Origin of the sequence: Bradyrhizobium sp. 179 (assembly GCF_023073535.1) — a bacterium.
Lineage (GTDB): Bacteria > Pseudomonadota > Alphaproteobacteria > Rhizobiales > Xanthobacteraceae > Bradyrhizobium.
In genome coordinates this window covers 1-18,219 of the sequence record NZ_JADPJR010000071.1, presented here as the reverse complement: position 1 = coordinate 18,219, position 18,219 = coordinate 1, and the positions used below count along the sequence as shown (strand labels likewise).

General features: G+C 64.2%; 14 protein-coding genes and 2 tRNA genes. 13 read left to right on the top strand and 3 right to left on the bottom strand.

The features are described from left to right. The first annotated feature begins 4 nt into the window (after positions 1–4). From IVB12_RS17480 to IVB12_RS17465, 4 genes are all read left to right on the top strand, one after another. Positions 5–3,154 carry an efflux RND transporter permease subunit gene (locus IVB12_RS17480; RefSeq protein ID WP_247300817.1) on the top strand — a complete coding sequence of 1,050 codons (3,150 nt, stop codon included), beginning with the start codon at positions 5–7 and terminating at the stop codon, positions 3,152–3,154. Beyond that, entirely contained in the window at positions 3,154–6,258 is a 3,105-nt protein-coding gene (locus IVB12_RS17475; RefSeq protein WP_247300816.1) for an efflux RND transporter permease subunit, read from the top strand. Before IVB12_RS17480 ends, IVB12_RS17475 begins: the two co-directional genes overlap by 1 nt. A 36-nt stretch (positions 6,259–6,294) precedes the next feature. Next, positions 6,295–7,032: a tRNA-uridine aminocarboxypropyltransferase gene (locus IVB12_RS17470; protein ID WP_247300815.1), complete on the top strand. Its 738-nt coding sequence runs from the start codon at positions 6,295–6,297 to the stop codon at positions 7,030–7,032. Positions 7,033–7,155: 123 nt separating this feature from the next. Then, positions 7,156–7,229 (top strand) — tRNA-Cys (locus IVB12_RS17465). A gap of 263 nt (positions 7,230–7,492) precedes the next feature. Here the strand turns inward: IVB12_RS17465 and IVB12_RS17460 are convergent. After that, positions 7,493–7,645 (bottom strand): hypothetical protein, encoded by a 153-nt coding sequence (locus IVB12_RS17460; RefSeq protein WP_247300814.1) that lies wholly within the window; start codon positions 7,643–7,645, stop codon positions 7,493–7,495. A gap of 208 nt (positions 7,646–7,853) precedes the next feature. After that, entirely contained in the window at positions 7,854–8,048 is a 195-nt protein-coding gene (locus IVB12_RS17455) for a hypothetical protein (protein ID WP_247300813.1), read from the bottom strand. A 256-nt stretch (positions 8,049–8,304) separates the two neighbouring features. Between IVB12_RS17455 and IVB12_RS17450 the strand changes: the two genes are divergently transcribed. From IVB12_RS17450 to IVB12_RS17420, 7 genes are all read left to right on the top strand, one after another. Further along, positions 8,305–8,565 (top strand): hypothetical protein, encoded by a 261-nt coding sequence (locus tag IVB12_RS17450; protein WP_247300812.1) that lies wholly within the window; start codon positions 8,305–8,307, stop codon positions 8,563–8,565. A 339-nt stretch (positions 8,566–8,904) separates the two neighbouring features. Then, positions 8,905–8,979, top strand: a tRNA-Asn gene (locus IVB12_RS17445). A 211-nt stretch (positions 8,980–9,190) separates the two neighbouring features. Beyond that, positions 9,191–9,370 carry a hypothetical protein gene (locus tag IVB12_RS17440; RefSeq protein WP_247300811.1) on the top strand — a complete coding sequence of 60 codons (180 nt, stop codon included), beginning with the start codon at positions 9,191–9,193 and terminating at the stop codon, positions 9,368–9,370. 114 nt (positions 9,371–9,484) lie between these two features. Continuing rightward, positions 9,485–10,147: a protein-L-isoaspartate O-methyltransferase gene (locus IVB12_RS17435; protein ID WP_247300810.1), complete on the top strand. Its 663-nt coding sequence runs from the start codon at positions 9,485–9,487 to the stop codon at positions 10,145–10,147. A gap of 202 nt (positions 10,148–10,349) precedes the next feature. Next, entirely contained in the window at positions 10,350–11,735 is a 1,386-nt protein-coding gene (locus tag IVB12_RS17430) for a TolC family outer membrane protein (RefSeq protein ID WP_247300809.1), read from the top strand. Positions 11,736–12,038: 303 nt separating this feature from the next. Next, positions 12,039–12,791, top strand: coding sequence for a DUF2497 domain-containing protein (locus IVB12_RS17425; RefSeq protein WP_247300808.1), 753 nt, complete (start codon positions 12,039–12,041; stop codon positions 12,789–12,791). Between the two features lie 126 nt (positions 12,792–12,917). After that, positions 12,918–15,794, top strand: coding sequence for a valine--tRNA ligase (locus IVB12_RS17420; protein ID WP_247300807.1), 2,877 nt, complete (start codon positions 12,918–12,920; stop codon positions 15,792–15,794). 89 nt (positions 15,795–15,883) lie between these two features. Here the strand turns inward: IVB12_RS17420 and IVB12_RS17415 are convergent, their stop codons facing one another. Beyond that, the gene (locus tag IVB12_RS17415; RefSeq protein ID WP_247300806.1) at positions 15,884–16,486 is read right to left on the bottom strand and encodes a DNA-3-methyladenine glycosylase; all 603 of its coding nucleotides are present in this window, start codon (positions 16,484–16,486) and stop codon (positions 15,884–15,886) included. A 130-nt stretch (positions 16,487–16,616) separates the two neighbouring features. On the opposite strand from IVB12_RS17415, the gene lipA reads away from it, so the two are divergent. Further along, positions 16,617–17,573 (top strand): lipoyl synthase, encoded by a 957-nt coding sequence (lipA, locus tag IVB12_RS17410; RefSeq protein WP_247300805.1) that lies wholly within the window; start codon positions 16,617–16,619, stop codon positions 17,571–17,573. Positions 17,574–17,579: 6 nt separating this feature from the next. Further along, complete coding sequence (locus IVB12_RS17405) at positions 17,580–18,050, top strand: type II toxin-antitoxin system RatA family toxin (RefSeq protein ID WP_247300804.1); 471 nt, start codon at positions 17,580–17,582, stop codon at positions 18,048–18,050. The last annotated feature ends 169 nt before the right edge of the window (positions 18,051–18,219 follow it).

The window sequence follows — 18,219 nt, the reverse complement described above, 5'->3', positions numbered from 1 at the left end:
GCCCATGGGTGTCTCCGAACCCTTCATCCGACGGCCGATTGCGACCTCGCTGCTCGGCATCGCGCTCTTGATCGGCGGCGCGCTCGGCTACTTCGCGCTGCCGGTCTCGGCGTTGCCGCAGGTCGATTTCCCGACCGTGCAGGTGACGACGCAGCTGCCGGGCGCGAGTCCCGACGTGATCGCCTCACTCATCACCGCGCCGCTCGAGCGGCAGCTCGGCCAGATCCCGTCGCTGTCGGCGATAAACTCGACGAGCTCGTTCGGCGTCAGCCAGATCTCGCTTCAGTTCGACCTCAACCGCGACATCGACGGTGCGACCCAGGACGTGCAGGCCGCGATTAACGCGGCGGCCGGTGTGCTGCCCAAAACGCTGCCTTATCCGCCGACCTACGCCAAGGTGAATCCGGCGGACGCGCCGGTGATGACGCTGGCGCTGCGCTCGGAGACGATCTCGCTGCGCGCGATGAGCGACATCGCCGACACCATTCTGGCGCAACGCTTGAGCCAGATTTCCGGCGTCGGACGCGTTTCGGTGCTCGGCGGGCTGAAGCCGGCCGTGCGCATCCAGGCCGATCTGGCGCGACTGGCCGCCTATGGCATCGCCATGGAGGACCTGCGCACGGCGATCGCCAATGCCAACGTCTCCGGGCCGAAGGGATCGCTCGACGGCGCGCAACAATCCTACATCATTGCCGCCAACGACCAGATCGCCGCCGCGGACGCCTACAAGCCCGTCATCATTGCCTATCGCAACGGCTCGCCCGTCACCATCGCCGACGTCGCGCAGATCGTCGACGGCCTCGAGAACGACCGCACCGGCGGCTGGTACCAGGGCACGCCGGCCGTCATCATCGACATCCAGCGCCAGCCCGGCGCCAACGTCATCGACGTCGTCAGCCAGATCCGCGCCGAGATCCCCAAGGTTCAGCGCGCGATTCCTGCCGGCGTGAACCTCACCATCGTCTCCGACCGCACCGTCACCATTCGTGCTTCGGTCCATGACGTGCAGTTCACCCTGATCCTGAGCGTCGTGCTGGTGACCCTGGTGGTGCTGCTGTTCCTGCGTTCGCTACGGGCTACGTTGATCGCAGGCGTGGCGCTGCCGTTATCGCTGATCACGAGCTTCGGCATCATGTATTTTGCCGGCTTCAGCCTCGACAATCTCTCGCTGATGGCGCTGACGATCGGCACCGGCTTCGTCGTCGACGACGCCATCGTCATGATCGAGAACATCGTCCGCCACATGGAGAATGGCGAGAGTGCGATGGAGGCCTCGCTGAAGGGCGCCAGCGAAATCGGCTTCACGGTGATCTCGCTGACGGTGTCGCTGATCGCGGTCTTCATCCCGCTCTTGTTCATGTCCGGTCTCGTCGGGCGCATGTTCCGCGAATTCGCGTTGACGCTGACCATCGCGGTCGTCACGTCGGCGGTGGTCTCGCTGACGCTGACGCCCATGATGTGCTCGCGTCTGCTTAAAGCCGCCCACGAGGAGCTGGCGGTGCCGGGCCTCGCCGCCGTCAGCCGTTTCATCGACCGCACCGTCGAGGTCTATCACCGGACGCTGCTATGGGTGCTGGAGCGCCAGCGCGCCACATTGGTCGTGACCTTCGCCACGCTGATTGCGACCCTCGTCCTCTATGTCGTCGCGCCAAAAGGCTTCCTGCCGCTCCAGGACACCGCCTCGATCACGGCGGTGACGGAGGCCGGGCCCGACGTTTCGTTCGCGGAGATGCAGAAGCGGCAGGCCGAGGCCGCCGCCGCCATCAAGGCCGATCCCGACGTGGTTGGCGTGGTCTCGGTGATCGGGGCGGGCTCGGTCAACCCGACCACCAATGTCGGGCGCCTCGTCATGACTTTGAAACCGCGCGGCGAACGGCGCGACGATGTCGCCGCGGTCGTGATCCGCCTGAAGGAGAGGGTATCAGGCATCCCCGGCATGACGGTCTATTTCCAGCCGGTGCAGGACGTGCAGATCTCGACCCAGTCGAGCCGCTCGCAATACCAGTACACGCTGACCGGCACCGATGCGACGCTGGTCTCGGAATGGGCGGGCAAGCTGGTGGCGGAAATGCGGCGGAATCCGCTGTTCCGTGACGTCTCCTCGGAGGCGCAGGAAGGCGGACTGCGGGCGCAGCTCGACGTGGATCGCACACGGGCGGGGCAACTCGGCGTCAGCCTCCAGGCCATCACCGACACATTGAACGACGCCTTCGCGCAGCGGCAGATCTCGACTATCTACGGCCAGGCCAATCAGTATCGGGTCGTGCTGGAGGCGCTGCCGATGTACCAGCGCGACCCTTCGATTCTGTCAAAGCTCTATCTGCCGGGCGCCGCGAGCACCACCGTCGGCGCGCCAAGCGCCCAGGTGCCGCTGTCGGCCGTGGCGACGCTGAAGCGCACCACGGCGCCGCTCGCGATCTCGCACCAGGCGCAATTCCCCTCCGTGTCGCTCAGCTTTAATCTTGCGCCGAGCGCGGCGCTCGGCGATGCCGTCGAGGCCGTCAAGACGATCGAGACCCGGATCGGCATGCCCAACAGCATCGTTGGCGTCTATGCCGGCGATGCCGCCGAATTCGCCAAGGCGCTGGCCGGCCAGCCCTGGCTGCTGCTTGCCGCCGTCATCACCATCTACATCGTGCTCGGCGTGCTCTATGAGAGCTACATCCACCCGATCACCATCCTCTCGACGCTGCCCTCGGCCGGCGTCGGCGCTATCCTGGCCCTGGTGCTGTGCGGCCAGGACCTCTCGGTGATCGGCCTGATCGGCATCATCCTCTTGATGGGCATCGTCAAGAAGAACGCGATCATGATGATCGACTTCGCGCTGGAGGCCGAGCGCGGGCAGGGCATGTCGCCGAACGAGGCGATCGTGCAGGCCTGTCTCTTGCGCTTCCGTCCGATCATGATGACGACTCTGGCGGCGCTGTTCGGCGCACTGCCGCTGGCGATAGAGAGCGGCACCGGCGCCGAGCTGCGCTTTCCGCTCGGCATCTCCATCATCGGCGGCCTGCTGCTGAGCCAGTTACTGACGCTCTATACCACCCCCGTGATCTACCTCGCGCTCGACCGCATCAACCGCCGCCTCGAGCAGGCGCTGCCGCCGGCCGAATCCGGCGGTCCGCCGGTCGCCGGCGCGACCGAGGGGATGCAGTGATGGCATCGATCTCGGAGCCCTTCATCCGCCGCCCGGTCGCGACCACGCTGCTGTCGATCGGGTTGTTCCTGCTGGGTGTCGTCGCCTACCAGTTCCTTCCCGTTGCCTCGGTCCCGAACGTCGACTTTCCCGCCATCTTCGTCTCTGCCAGTCGCCCCGGCGCCGATCCATCCGTGATGGCCGCGACCGTGGCCTCGCCGCTGGAACGGCGGCTCGGCGAGATCGCCGGCATCAACCAGATCACGTCCACGAGTTCGCTCGGCACGACCAACATCCAGCTCCAGTTCGACATCGGCCGCAACATCGACAAGGCCGCCCGCGACGTGCAGGCAGCCATCAACGCTTCGCTCGTCGATCTGCCGAGCGACCTGCCGACACTGCCGCGCTTCCGCAAAGCCAACACGGCCGGCGCGCCCGTCTTCGTGCTCGCTTTGACCTCGAAGACGCTGTCGGCCAGCGCGATCTACGACGTCGCAGATACGGTCATCGCGCAGCGTATCTCACAGGTGCCTGGTGTCGGCGACGTCACGGTCTCCGGCGCCGACCAGCCGGCCGTGCGGGTGCAGCTCAATCCCGTCGCGCTGTCGAATGCGGGCATCGCCACCGACGACGTCAGGACCGCGATCATCAACGCCAACCCGCTCGGTCCCGTCGGCATCTTCAACGGCGAGCGCCAGAGCGAGACGCTGGCCCTCAATCGGCAGATGCGTACGGCGAAAGAGTTCCGCGACATCGTCATCAAAAGCTCCAACGGCAATTTCGTGCGGCTGTCCGACGTCGCCGATATCGAGGATTCCGTCCGCAACGCCCGCTCGATCGCCTGGTTCAACAAGCAGCCGGCGGTGCTGATCCAGATCACCAAGCAGGGCGATGCCAACGTCATCGACACGGTCGATCGGGTGAAGGCGCTGATCCCCGCGCTGAAGCAGTGGATCCCGGCCGGCGTCGAGATCTCGACTCTGGTCGATCGCACCGGTACGATCCGCGCCAGCGTGCTGGATATGCAATGGACCTTGCTGGCGACCGCGCTCCTCGTCATGGTCGTGGTGTTCGTGTTCCTGCGCCGGCTGACGCCGACGATCGCAGCGGGCATCTCGGTGCCGCTGGCGCTGGCCGGCACCTGCGCCGGCATGTGGGTCGCGGGCTTTTCGATCGACAATCTCTCGCTGATGGCGCTGGCGATCTCAGTCGGCTTCGTGGTCGACGACGCTATCGTGATGATCGAGAACATGTTCCGCAATCTGGAGCACGGCATGCGGCCGTTTCGGGCGGCGCAGGAGGGTGCGAAGCAGATCGGATTTACCGTGGTCTCGATCAGCCTGTCGCTGATCGCAGCGTTCACGCCGCTGATCTTCATGGACGGCATCGTCGGCCGTCTCCTGCGCGAATTCTCGCTGACGCTGACCTTCGCGATCCTGGTCTCGACGCTGGTGTCGCTCACGGTCACGCCAATGATCTGCGCCCATTACATCCGGCAGACCACGTCCGGCACCGCGACGTTGTTCGACCGCCTGATCGAGGGCTCGCTGTCGCGCATCGTCGCCTTCTACACCCGCACTCTGCGCAGCGTGCTGGAATTTCCGCTGCTGACGCTGCTGGTATTCTTCGCCACCATCGGCCTCACGGTGACGCTCTACATCAAGGTGCCCAAGGGCTATTTCCCGACAGATGATTCCGGTTTCATCATCGGCGCGACCCGCGCTTCAGCCGACATCTCGTTCCAGTCCATGCTCGGCCTCCAGCAGCGGCTCGCCGACATCGTGATGCAGGATCCGGCCGTTGCCGGCATCGGCTCGACCGTTGGCAGCGGCGGTGGGCCGGGGGCGGCGACCTCAAACCGCGGCACCATGTTCATCAGCCTGAAGCCGCCGGAGGAGCGCGAGCACGTCTCGACGCAGGTCGTCATCGACCGTCTCAGGCGCGCATTGTATCCCGTGCCCGGCATCCGCCTGTTCATGTTCGCCGCCCAGGACGTGCGCGCCGGCGGGCGGCAAAGCGATTCCGACTACCAGTACACGCTGACCAGCACCGATCTCGGCCTGCTGCAGAAATGGGCGCCGATCGTGGCCAAACGGATGGAGAGCATCGAGGGCATCACCGATATCTCTAGCGACCGCGATCCCGGTGGGCTCCAGCTTACGCTCAGCATCGATCGCCAGAAGGCCTCGGCGCTGGGCGTCAGGGTCCAGGACATCGACAATGCGTTGAACAACGCTTTCGCGCAGCGGCAGATCGGAATCATCTACACCCAGCGCAACCAGTACATGACCGTGCTGGAGATCGATCCGAAATTCCAGGTCGACCCCTCCAATCTCGATCGCATCTATGTCGCCGGCACCGGCGACGCTCAGGTCCCATTGTCGGCCGTGGTGCACGCAACGCGCGGACTTGCCGCGCTCGCGGTCTATCACTCGCAGTCGTTCCCCTCGACGACCGTCTCGTTCAACCTCTTGCCCGACGTGCCGCTCCAGGCCGCCACACAGAATATCCAGCGTGCGGTCGAGGAATTGCACATGCCCGAGGGCATCCGCGGCAGTTTTGACGGCAATGCCGGCGATTTCGCCAAGACCAGCGGGCGTCAGCCGCTCCTGATCCTCGGTGCGCTGGTCGCGATGTATATCGTGCTCGGCGTGCTCTATGAGAGCCTTGCCCACCCGCTCACGATCATCTCGACGCTCCCGTCAGCCGGTCTCGGCGCGCTGCTTGCGCTTCAACTGACCAATACGCCGCTGACTGTGATCGCCTTCGTCGGCATCATCCTGCTGATCGGTATCGTGAAGAAGAACGGCATCATGATGGTCGATTTCGCTCTCGATGCCGAGCGCCAGCGCGGATTATCGTCGGCGGAGGCGATCTTCGAGGCCTGCCAGGCGCGCTTCCGCCCGATCCTGATGACGACGATGGCGGCGCTGTTCGCCGGCATTCCGCTGGTGGTCGCGACCGGCCCCGGCACGGAGCTGCGCCGACCGCTCGGCATCACCATCATCGGCGGTCTGTTCGTCTCGCAGATCCTGACGCTCTACACGACACCGGTGATCTACCTCCTGATCGACCGTCTGCGGCGGCGAACCGCGCCGCGCCCGCTGCCCGCGCCGGCGGAATAGGTTGTTGAAGCGTCGCTTGGAGCGTATAGCCGCGCCATGTCCAACCAGCCCGACACCGCTGCCGCGCCGGCCGAGCCGATCCCGGAATGCCCGCACTGCCAGAAGCCGATGCCGCTGTGCATCTGCGACACCGTCACGCCTATTGAAAATCGGCTGTCGCTCCTGATCCTCCAGCATCCGCAGGAACAGGACAGGGCGCTCGGCACCGCGCGGCTGCTCGCGAAGCATTTCGTAGATGCCACGTTGCGCGTTGGCCTGTCCTGGCCGAGCCTGTCCAAGGCGCTGGGCCGGCCGGTCGAGAATGCCGCGCGGTGGGCCGTGCTCTATCTCGGCTCGGCTCGCGCCGCCGATCTCGAGGCCGAGGGCGAGGTCGTCGCGCTTAACCGCAAGGGTGAGATCGCGGACAACCAGCGGGCGATCCTCGGCAAGCTCGAAGGCGTCGTGCTGCTCGACGGCACCTGGAGCCAGGCCAAGGCGCTGTGGTGGCGCAATCCCTGGATGCTGAAATGCCAGCGCGTGATCCTGAACCCGGCGCACCCCTCGCGCTACGGCCGTCTGCGCAAGGAGCCACGCCGCGACGGTCTTTCGACCATTGAGGCCGCCGCGACGATCCTCGCGGCCGTCGAGCGGCGGCCCGATATCGCCGACACCCTGCACGCCAGTTTTGAACGACTGTTGACACGCTACCGCGAGGTCCAGGCCGAGATGCCGGAACTGGCGCCCAAACCTGCCCCGAAGGGCCGCCGCGACTTCCGGCGTCGCAAACGAGCCTGACCCAAGCCTACATCGTGCTGCGCGTTCTCGCCTGCATCTACCAACCGACCGTGGGGCAAAGGGACAGCTGGCCCATCGGGGTTGCCTAAACCCTTCATCCCCTATATTGCTCCGGCCTTACGGGGCCACGTGGCGGAGTGGTTACGCAACGGTCTGCAAAACCGTGTACACCAGTTCAATTCTGGTCGTGGCCTCCATTACAAGCTGCGGAAACTGCTTGTAGACTTCATTCGTCCTCAGTTCCGCTGATCCGGCCTGCCAGCGGATTGCAAATTATAGGTAGCCGCGCACAGCAAGACCTTTCCCATCAAATCCGCGAAAGTACGGCGGCCCGCTGGTGTCTCTGGGCCGAGCTTGCTGTTCGAAACGGCTCTGCGACGAGGGGCGTGTCGGTCAGTCGGTGACCCCCGGCTAGGACGCGCCGAAGCGCCCCCGAAGAGGATGGATTCTCCACCTAATCCTAGTGCAACACGCGGGCGGCTTCGGCGAGCCGGACTTTCTCTCTCAGAACTTCAAGTTCCTCGATTGCGTCTAACAACGCGAGCAGCTTGTCGCGGGCAGCATGTGTCAAATTGGACTTCGGACGCTTTGAAATACGAACTCGCTGTCCCATCAGTGCACGCCTCCATGCTTGGGCAGGTCCAATAGGCAAGGAGCGTGCCTGTCCCGCAAAACCACACCTATCAATCGAGCGCTGGAAAGATCGTGGGTGGCATCGTCCGATCTATCCCGAAATCCGAGCTGGAGGGGGCGCGCGATGCTTAACAGCATCGTTCAAAAATCCCGCAAGGGCGGGACGCTTCCGTTTACGATGAAGGTAGTCAGCAGGCTGCGTACCAGCCGTCCGGAAAGGGGAGCAGAGGCCAGGCGCCCTCATTATCATTGGCGGCCCTGGGCGTTGCGACGCACGACCACGAACGGGGCACGAATTCTTCCTTCGGCGCGGGCGTGCAATCTTCGTGAATCATAGCGCCCCCGACGGCATCCAGCACCAAGTTGAATTCGGCTTCACTCATCGCAACCTCCGGAAAGCAGACGGCCCAATATCGCAAAGCCGGCTTGTTTCCCGATTGACCCGGTCGTTCGCATTTTAACGATCCGGCGCTCGGGTCCCGATTGGTTAGCGAGTTCTGAAAATCGCTTGGAACTTAGGTTCCTCAGCCTTGCCCGCAGTGTGAAAGAAGTCACATCGCTGCGGCTTTATTTCTCGCAAACGTTGTCGCGACCCCGGCCAACGCCGCCGGGCGGGCAGGGCAGAACGGGAGAGCGGTCATGAAGGTGAGGTTCTTGCGGTTTGCAATTGTGAAGAGCCGGGCGCGCCGCGCCTCGACGGTCGGGCTTTTCCTGACGATGTTTGCCTCCGCCGCCCATGCGCAGGGAACGCCGGAGCAGCGCCGGGCCTGCACGCCCGACGTCTACCGTCTCTGCGCCGGCGAAATCCCGAACGTCCGTGCCATCACCGCGTGCTTGCGACGTAACCGGGCCAGCCTGAGCGAAGCGTGCCGCGGCGTGCTCGACCAGGCCGGAGGGTAGTCTCTGTGGATTTGTGCGCAGCAAATGGCGCGCGCGCCACGCAAATCTGTTGAATCTACGTCTGTGAATATGCTGCGGACAGGCTGTTGAGTGATCGAAAAGCCAACGTCCGTCCGCACGCGTCGATCGGACTACGCTGTGCTCCATCGGAGCTTCGCCTCTACAGAAATTCTGACTTAGCGCATTGTCCGGCCACCTCATCCCAGTCAGAGGGGACGCGAAACCGAAGTTCGCCACCTGCCATATTGCGAACGCGTTGCGAAGGACGACGAATTCGTCCTTTGCAAGCGCAACTGGCTTTGTTATACGCAGCCGCGCGCGAACGATTGGTTCGCCTTTTCCTCGGTAGCTCAGCGGTAGAGCATCCGACTGTTAATCGGATGGTCGCTGGTTCGAATCCAGCCCGGGGAGCCAAATTTCATCGCCAATTCAACGAGTTGCGATAGCGCCTTCAGGTGCCGTGCGATTTCGTTGCGGCAGTATGTGAACTGCTTCCACGATCCTGACGCGGAATCAAACTCAACGAGACGTGTGCAATAGCGCCTTGGCGCCATGAGGACGGCGCCAAAACGACTCAATTCAAATCGAGCTTGCCCCGTGCCGGATCCTTACGGAGCTGATTCCCATGCCAGACATCCAGGTCGACCGTTCTCATATCGGCCCCTCGATCCTGCCGGCCGACATTCCCGAACTCAGCGACGACGAATGCATCGCATGTCTTGCGCGAGCGGTCGAGGCACCCGATTTGGCACGGCTGGATGAGGTCGCCGCTCTGATCGGCCGCCTCGCGGTGGCGATCGAATGATGCGTCCCGCACCCTGATCCTGATGCGGTGAGCCATGTTGCGTTTTCGGCGGGCATGTTTCAAAGATGCGGCCAACTCATCTCCGCGGCATCGTCCGCATTCCAGGGTCCGCAAATGTCCGGTTTCTCGACTGCGCGCCAAAAAATGGTCGATGGCCAGGTGCGCACCAATGACGTTACCGACCGTCGTATTCTCGATGCCATGCTTACGGTTCCGCGCGAGGCCTTCGTGCCGGCCAGCAGGCAGGCATTGGCTTATCTCGACCTCGACCTCGATGTGAGCGAGGGCGGCGCCAAGCGGTTCCTGATCAAGCCGCAACTGACCGGCAAGCTGCTCCAGGCCGCCGAAATCGGCGAAGGGGACAATGTGCTGATCGTCGGCTGCGCCACGGGCTATCTGGCCGCGCTGGCCGCCAAGCTCGCGCGCCAGGTCACGGCGACGGAATGTGATCCGGCTCTGGCGGCGAAGGCCAAGGACGCCTTCGCTGCCCTTGGGCTCGCCAACGTCACCTGCAAAGTCGCCTCCTGCACCGAGGGTGATCCCTCCACCGCTCCTTATGACGTGATCGTCCTCAACGGCGCTGCCGAGGTCCCCCTGGAGGGGCTGCTCGGGCAGCTGAAGGAAGGCGGGCGCCTCGTGGGAGTGTCGGCCGAATCCAGGCCGCCGCGGGCCATGATCGTGACAAAGACTCATGGTGAATTCGGCCATCGGGCGTTGTTCGACGCCGCCGCCCCGGTCCTTCCCGGGTTGGAACGGGCCGCCGCCTTCGTTTTTTGAGGCCCGAAGCCGAAAAATCCCGTTCTGAATCAGAAGTGTGGCCGGGATGCTGCACGTGAAGAGTTTCCACCGAGAACTACCCTGAGGTGGTTCCGCCGCGACAATCCCCGTCCTATGTTGCGGCGGGGCAACGACTCCACTCGATAGACGGTACCCAGCTCGCGGGCACGAGCCGGGCGTTAGAATGAACGGAATTTCAGGGATGCATGGGGTGAAGCTCTTCACCGGAGCTGCGGTTTCGGTCCTGCTGCTGTCGCTAGCCGGGCCGACGCCTGCCTTGGCGGACACGATCGAGTCCGCGCTGGTGCGCGCCTATCAGAACAATCCGCAGCTCAACGCACAGCGTGCCCAGGTGCGCTCGACCGACGAGAACGTGCCTCAGGCGTTGTCGGGATATCGGCCCAGAGTCGCGCTGACGGCGAGCGCCGGTTATCAATATCAGGATACGCTGACCGCGCCGGGCAGCGCCCCAATCAATGGCACCACCGTTCCCCGCAGCGCGGGCCTGACCGTTTCGCAGACGCTTTATAACGGCAACCAGACCGCCAACAGGACGCGCGCGGCAGAGAGCCAGGTGTCCGGTGCTCGCGAAGCGCTGCGCAGCCTCGATCAAAGCGTGCTGCTTCAGGCTGCGACGACCTACATGGACTATCTGCGCGATGCCGCTACGCTGGAAGTCCAGCGCAGCAACGTGCGTGTGCTCGAGCAGACGCTGAAGCAGACCCGTGACCGCTTCAATGTCGGCGAAGTGACGCGTACCGACGTCGCCCAATCGGAAGCGCAACTCGCCGCCGGCAAGACGCAGGCGCTTACCGCCGAAGCCAATCTCACCACGACGCGCGCGAACTTCCGTCGCATCATCGGCAACGAACCGACGAACCTCGCGCCGGGCTCGCCGGTCGACCGGTTCCTGCCCACGACGCTCGCTTCGGCCGTTGAGCTCAGCTTGGTCGAGCATCCCAACGTTACGGCCGCAATGTTCGGCATCGACGTCAACTATTTGCAGGTCAAGGTCGCCGAAGGCGCGCTGCTGCCCACAGTCACGTTGCAGGCCAGCGCAACGCAGGCCAATGAACAGTCGCTGATTCAATACAGGTCGTTTAGCGCAGCCGCGGTCGCGCAGGCCTCGTGGCAGCTCTATGATGGCGGCAACCAATATGCGCTGATCCGTCAATCCAAGGAAAACCTGGCGCAGCAGCGTCTCAATCTCGAAACCACGCGCGACCAGATTCGTGCGACCGTGGTGCAGTGGTGGGGGTCGTTGCAGGCCGGTAAGGCGCAGGTGCAGTCCGCCCAGGCGCAAGTTGCGGCATCCGAGATCGCGCTGAACGGCGTCCGCGAAGAAGCCAAGGCGGGTCAGCGCACTACGCTCGACGTCCTCAACGCGCAGCAGGCCTTGGTCAACGCGCGCGTCGCGCTGGTCACTGCGCAGCATGACCGCGTGGTTGCATCCTATAACGTCCTCGCGGCTGTTGGCCGCCTGTCGCCGCAGGTGCTCGGCCTCGCGACCACGGTCTACGATCCCTCCGTGCATTACCAGCAGGTCCGCGACAGCTGGGCCGGCGTACGCACGCCTGACGGACGCTGATGTCCGTAGTGATCCGGTCGGTCTCGCGAAGTGCCGAGGCCGACTGGCGCTTTGCTTGCAATCATCAAAATCCCTGACATAGCCTTGCCAAGAAGATGCGGGTCGATTCGCCCGTATCGATGCCGTGTGCGTAAAGCTTGAGTGCCGGGGGCAGGGGCGCACCGCCGCACGTTGAGCCGTGATCTGGGGACAAGTCGGGCTGCTGCGACGAAAATTGTCGGGCCGCCGGTCCGGAACCGGCCAATCCTGCCGTGCTTGGTGTAAAACAACGCATGCGAGGGCGTTGATGATGTGGAGTCGGAGATGACGCAGCCTGCAAAGGTCACAGAACCCTCGATGGAGGAGATTCTGGCCTCGATCCGGCGCATCATCGCCGACGATGAGGCCAAGCCGCCGCCGACAGAAGCCGCCAAACCGGAGAAGGCTGCGGCGCCCGCCGCGCCAAAGCCGCAGGCGATGAACGACATTCCGCCATCCAAGGTCGCTCCGCCCAAGTCCGCTGCCGAGAAGCCCGCACCGCCGCCGGCCGCAAAGCCGGCGCCGCCACCCGCAGCTGCGGCGGACGCATCCAACAGCCAGGACGACATCGACGCGCTGCTGGCGGGGCTCGACGCAGCCACGCCCGCTCCGGAGGTCCGCGCTTCCGAGCCGGAGCCGGAGCCCGACGTGCTCGAGTTGACCGACGAGATGGCGATGGATCCGACACCGCCTCCGCCACCACCCAGCTTCCACAAGGTCGAGCCGCGCGACGATCTCGAGTTCACCGAATCGCCGCAGCCGCGCCCCGCGCCGCCGTCCTACACGCCGGTGGACTACGATGCGCCGCCGGTGCCGCCGCAACAGCCGATCCTCGCGCAATCGACGGTCTCCGCAGTCGAATCTGCCTTCAATTCCCTGGCCCACACGGTTCTGAGCAGCAATGCGCGGACGCTGGAGGATCTGGTCAAGGAGATGTTGCGCCCGATGCTGAAGTCCTGGCTCGATGACAATCTGCCGACCCTGGTTGAACGCATCGTGAAGGCCGAAATCGAGCGGGTCTCGCGCGGCGGCCGCTGAGAAGGGCCGTGCGGCCAAGATAAAGCCCTGCTCCTGCGTCATATTCGGCCTGCGGCCCGGGCCGAAAACGCCTGTCGTCGAGCTTCCCGTTGACTTGAACCGCGCGCGCGGCTTTCTAACAGCCCCATGATCGAGAAAAATTACCAGCCCGCCGATATCGAAACCCGCATGTCCGTGGTGTGGGAGGACAGCCTTGCCTTCAAGGCCGGCCGCCCCGACCGCCGCGACGCGGTGCCGTTCACCATCGTGATCCCGCCGCCGAACGTGACGGGCTCGCTGCACATGGGCCACGCCCTCAACAACACGCTTCAGGACATCCTGTGCCGGTTCGAGCGCATGCGCGGCCGCGACGTGCTGTGGCAGCCCGGCACCGACCATGCCGGCATCGCGACCCAGATGGTGGTCGAGCGCCAGCTGATGGAGCGTCAAGAGCCCGGCCGCCGCGAGATGGGCCGGGAGAAGTTTCTGGAGCGGGTCTGGCAGTGGAAGGCCGAGAGCGGCGACACCATCATCAACCAGCTCAAGCGGCTCGGCGCGTCCTGCGACTGGACCCGCGAGCGCTTCACCATGGACGAGGGCCTCTCGAGGGCCGTCGTCAAGGTGTTCGTCGAGCTGCATCGCGAGGGGCTGATCTACAAGGACAAGCGGCTGGTGAACTGGGACACCAAGCTCTTGACCGCAATCTCCGATCTCGAAGTGCAGCAGGTCGAGGTCAAGGGCAGCCTCTGGTATCTGCGCTATCCGATCGAGGGCAAGACGTTCAGCCCCGAGGATCCCTCGAGCTTCATCGTCGTCGCCACCACGCGCCCCGAGACCATGCTCGGCGACACCGGCGTGGCGGTACATCCCGAGGACGAGCGTTATCAGAAGCTCATCGGCAAGCACGTCATCCTGCCGCTGGTTGGCCGCAAGATCGCGATCGTGGCCGATGAGTATTCCGACCCGGACAAGGGTTCGGGCGCGGTCAAGGTGACGCCGGCGCACGACTTCAACGATTTCGAGGTCGGTAATCGCCACGGCCTGCGCCGGATCAGCGTCCTCGACAGGGAGGGTTGTCTCGATCTCCTCGACAACGAGGATTATCTGCGTGACCTGCCGGAAGGCGCCGCGCAATTCGCCGAGGAATTCCACAAGGTCGACCGCTTTGTCGCACGCAAGCGCATCGTCGAGCGGCTGGAATCGTTCGGCTTCGTCGAGCGGATCGAGCCGCACACCCACATGGTGCCGCATGGCGATCGTTCGAACAGCGTGATCGAGCCGTATCTGACCGATCAATGGTATGTCGATGCCAAGACGCTGGCCAAGCCGGCGATCGCGGCAGTGCGTTCGGGCGAAACGACGTTCGTGCCGAAGAACTGGGAAAAGACCTATTTCGAGTGGATGGAGAACATCCAGCCTTGGTGCATCTCGCGCCAGCTCTGGTGGGGTCACCAGATCCCGGCCTGGTACGGTCCTGATGGGAAGGTGTTCGTCGCCGAGACCGAGGAGGAGGCCATCAGCCACGCGCTCGGCTATTACGTCGAGCAGGAAGTCATCACGCCGGAGCAGGGGCGTGAGATGGCGCTCGATCGCAACAAGCGCGAAGGCTTCATCACCCGCGACGAGGACGTGCTCGACACCTGGTTCTCCTCGGCGCTGTGGCCGTTCTCGACGCTCGGCTGGCCCGAAGATGCGCCGGAGGTGCAGCGCTATTATCCGACCAATGCGCTGGTGACCGGCTTCGACATCATCTTCTTCTGGGTCGCCCGCATGATGATGATGGGCCTGCACTTCATGAAGGAGGTGCCGTTCTCGACGGTCTACATCCACGCCCTCGTCCGCGACGAGAAGGGCGCCAAGATGTCGAAGTCGAAGGGCAACGTCATCGATCCCCTGAACCTGATCGACGAATACGGCGCAGACGCGCTGCGCTTCACGCTGGCCGCGATGGCGGCGCAGGGGCGCGACATCAAGCTCGCCACCAGCCGCGTCGAGGGTTACCGCAATTTCGCGACCAAGCTCTGGAATGCCTGTCGCTTCGCGGAGATGAATCACTGTGCCGTTCCCGACGGCTTCGAGCCGGCGAAGGCAAAGCAGACGCTGAACCGCTGGATCGCACATGAGACCGCGCACACCACGCGCGAAGTGACCGAGGCGATCGAAGCCTATCGCTTCAACGATGCCGCCGGCAGCATCTACCGCTTCGTCTGGAACGTCTATTGCGACTGGTATGTCGAGCTCGCCAAGCCCGTGCTGCTCGGTCCCGACAGTCCCGCCAAGGACGAAACCCGCGCCATGGTCGCCTGGGCGCGCGACGAGATCCTCAAGCTGCTGCACCCCTTCATGCCCTTCATCACCGAAGAGCTGTGGGAGGTGACGGCGAAGCGCGAAGGCCTGCTCGCATTGGCGCCGTGGCCGCTCAAGCCGGTTGAGCCGACGCCGGAGCAGCTTGCGATGCTCGCGGCGACGACGGGACCGACCGATCCGCTCGTCTCGCCGGCCTGGGTGCTGCCGATCTTCGACCATGCCGACTTCACCGATCCCGCGGCCGAGGCCGAGATCGGCTGGGTGATCGATCTCGTCACCCAGATCCGTTCGGTGCGTGCCGAGATGAATATCCCGCCGGCGACGCTGACGGCGCTGGTGCTCGTGGGCGTTTCGGCAGAGACGAAAGAGCGCGCGCCGCGCTGGACCGACGTCATCAAGCGCATGGCGCGGCTCTCCGACATCTCTTTCGCCGACCGTGCACCTGACGGCGCCGTTCAACTGCTTGTGCGCGGCGAGGTGGCCGCGCTGCCACTGAAGGGCGTAATTGACGTCGCCGCCGAGCGCACGCGCCTCGACAAGGAGATCGGCAAGGCCGACGCCGACATCAAGCGCGCCGAATCCAAGCTGGCCAACGAGAAGTTCGTCGCCAACGCGGCCGAGGAGGTCGTCGAGGAGGAGCGCGAAAAGCGCGAGGCGGCGCTGGCCCGCAAGGCCAAGCTGCTGGAGGCGCTGGAGCGGCTCAAGCAGGCGTCTTAATCTGGTCGTCATTCCGGGGCGGCTCGAAGAGCCGAACCCGGAATCTCGAAATTCCGGGTCTGGTCCTTCGGACCATCCCGGAATGACCGTTACTTCGGAAACGGCTTGCTCAAAAACTTCGAGCCCCTGATGCCATAGCGCCAGGGCAGCTCGACCGCCTTGGTGATGCCGATCCGGATTCCGGCAGCGATCTCGACATCCTCCGTCCGCGCGTGCAGAGCGATCGGCGGCCGGTCCAGCGGCAGCGCATTGTGCGCGATGGTGATGCCGAGCGCTTCGGTCAGCTTGCCCGGGCCCGAGCACAGCGCGTGCAAATCCTGGAGATGGCGGCGGCGTCGCATCGCAGCCAAGCCATGCTTCGGCTCCAGCGCGCGGATCAGCACGGCGCTGGCCGAGCCTTCCTCCTCGCAAACGAAGTTCACGCACCAGTGGATGCCGTAGGAACGGTAGACGTAGGCGTAGCCGGGCGGGCCGAACATCACCTGGTTCCGAGGCGTCGGCCCGCGATAGGAATGTGCGGCCGGGTCGGTATGATGATAGGCCTCGACCTCGACGATGATTCCACCGACGCCGTCGACCAGCAAGGTGGCGCCGATCAGGTCGGGCGCGACCTCGTGGACGCTGCGGCCGAAAAAGGTCCGCTTCAGCGGCTTGCCAAGCCGCAACGGAGAGGCATTCGATCTTGGAGCCATTCGACGTGAGAATCGCCTGAGAACAGAGCAGGATATTGCCCATATCTGCCATGTTCTCTGAAGCGGGGCGAGCCGGGTTGCGATGCCAGGCCAGACCGACTAGGTAGGACCTGAACAGACCGGACACCCTATGGTCGTTATTGTCGATACCATCACGAACCCGCTGCGCCCGCGCCACCCCGAAAAGGTGAACCGGCCCGATTCCGCTTCGCCGCCGAAGCCGGACTGGATTCGCGTGCGCGCGCCCAATACCCGCGGCTATGCCGACACCCGGAACATCGTGCGGGCCAACGGCCTGCACACGGTGTGCGAGGAAGCGGGCTGCCCGAATATCGGCGAGTGCTGGGACAAGAAGCACGCGACCTTCATGATCATGGGTGATACCTGCACCCGTGCCTGCGCCTTCTGCAACGTCAAGACCGGCCTGCCCAACGCGCTCGATACGTCCGAACCGCAGCACGTCGCCGAGGCCGTGGCCAAGCTGGGGCTGGCCCACGTCGTCATCACTTCGGTCGACCGCGACGACCTCGCCGACGGCGGCGCCGAGCATTTTGCCCAGACCATCCGTGCGATCCGCGCCGCGTGTCCTTCGACCACGATCGAGATCCTGACGCCGGACTTCCTGCGCAAGGAGCGGGCACTCGAGGTCGTCGTTGCGGCGAAGCCCGACGTGTTCAACCACAATCTCGAGACCGTGCCGTCGCGCTATCTCACGGTGCGGCCCGGCGCGCGCTATTTCCACTCGATCCGGCTGCTGCAGCGGGTTAGGGAGCTCGATCCCACCATCTTCACCAAGTCCGGCATCATGGTCGGCCTTGGCGAGGAGCGCCACGAGGTGCTTCAGGTCATGGACGATCTGCGCTCCGCCGAGGTCGATTTCTTGACCATCGGCCAGTATCTCCAACCCACACGTAAGCATCACGCCGTGATGCGCTTCGTGCCGCCCGACGAGTTCGCCTCCTACGAGAAGGTCGCCTACACCAAGGGCTTCCTGATGGTGTCGGCGAGCCCGCTGACCCGCTCGTCCCATCATGCCGGCGAGGATTTTGCGAGACTGAAGGCCGCGCGGGCAGCTAACGCCCGCTGAACCGCTATGCCCCAATTTTCGAGCAAGCGCCGTGTCAATCACAGCGCATTCGAGATGTTTGATCTGGTAGCCGACGTCGAGCGCTACCCGGAATTCGTACCGCTGTGCAGCGCGCTGAGAGTGCGTCAGCGCATGGCGAAACCTGACGGCACCGAGGTGCTGGTCGCCGATATGACGGTGTCGTTCAAGCTGGTCAAGGAATCCTTCACCAGCCGGGTCACGCTCGACCGTGCCAATCTGAAAATCCTGGTCGAATATCTGCAAGGTCCTTTCAGAAATCTTGAAAACCGCTGGACGTTCGAGCCCAAGGGTGAGGGCGTCTGCGACGTCGGTTTCTTCCTCGCCTATGAATTCAAGAGCCGCATGCTCGCGATGCTGATGGGCTCGATGTTCGATGCCGCCTTCGCGCGCTTCTCCACTGCGTTCGAAAAACGCGCGGATGCGATCTACGGCCGGCCGAAGCTGGCGTCGACGTAGGCGCACTCTTTCCACCCCATCATTGCGAGGAGCTGTTGCGACGAAGCAATTCAGAATCCCTCTGAGGAAAGATTCTGGATTGCTCACATGGGGGTTTGGTGTGTCAAGATTTATGATCAGCTCTTTGTTCGATTGCAGGCCAGCTCTTCGTCCCGACCGTGGGATCTTT

Bases quoted from the DNA above. Each gene is read 5' to 3' on its own strand.
- IVB12_RS17435 (WP_247300810.1), top strand. From the start codon at position 9,485: ATGTCCGGTTTCTCGACTGCGCGCCAAAAAATGGTCGATGGCCAGGTG.
- lipA (WP_247300805.1), top strand. From the start codon at position 16,617: ATGGTCGTTATTGTCGATACCATCACGAACCCGCTGCGCCCGCGCCAC.
- IVB12_RS17440 (WP_247300811.1), top strand. From the start codon at position 9,191: ATGCCAGACATCCAGGTCGACCGTTCTCATATCGGCCCCTCGATCCTG.
- IVB12_RS17425 (WP_247300808.1), top strand. From the start codon at position 12,039: ATGACGCAGCCTGCAAAGGTCACAGAACCCTCGATGGAGGAGATTCTG.
- IVB12_RS17460 (WP_247300814.1), bottom strand. From the start codon at position 7,645: ATGGGACAGCGAGTTCGTATTTCAAAGCGTCCGAAGTCCAATTTGACA.
- IVB12_RS17420 (WP_247300807.1), top strand. From the start codon at position 12,918: ATGATCGAGAAAAATTACCAGCCCGCCGATATCGAAACCCGCATGTCC.
- IVB12_RS17405 (WP_247300804.1), top strand. From the start codon at position 17,580: ATGCCCCAATTTTCGAGCAAGCGCCGTGTCAATCACAGCGCATTCGAG.
- IVB12_RS17450 (WP_247300812.1), top strand. From the start codon at position 8,305: ATGAAGGTGAGGTTCTTGCGGTTTGCAATTGTGAAGAGCCGGGCGCGC.
- IVB12_RS17455 (WP_247300813.1), bottom strand. From the start codon at position 8,048: ATGAGTGAAGCCGAATTCAACTTGGTGCTGGATGCCGTCGGGGGCGCT.
- IVB12_RS17415 (WP_247300806.1), bottom strand. From the start codon at position 16,486: ATGGCTCCAAGATCGAATGCCTCTCCGTTGCGGCTTGGCAAGCCGCTG.
- IVB12_RS17475 (WP_247300816.1), top strand. From the start codon at position 3,154: ATGGCATCGATCTCGGAGCCCTTCATCCGCCGCCCGGTCGCGACCACG.
- IVB12_RS17480 (WP_247300817.1), top strand. From the start codon at position 5: ATGGGTGTCTCCGAACCCTTCATCCGACGGCCGATTGCGACCTCGCTG.
- IVB12_RS17470 (WP_247300815.1), top strand. From the start codon at position 6,295: ATGTCCAACCAGCCCGACACCGCTGCCGCGCCGGCCGAGCCGATCCCG.
- IVB12_RS17430 (WP_247300809.1), top strand. From the start codon at position 10,350: ATGCATGGGGTGAAGCTCTTCACCGGAGCTGCGGTTTCGGTCCTGCTG.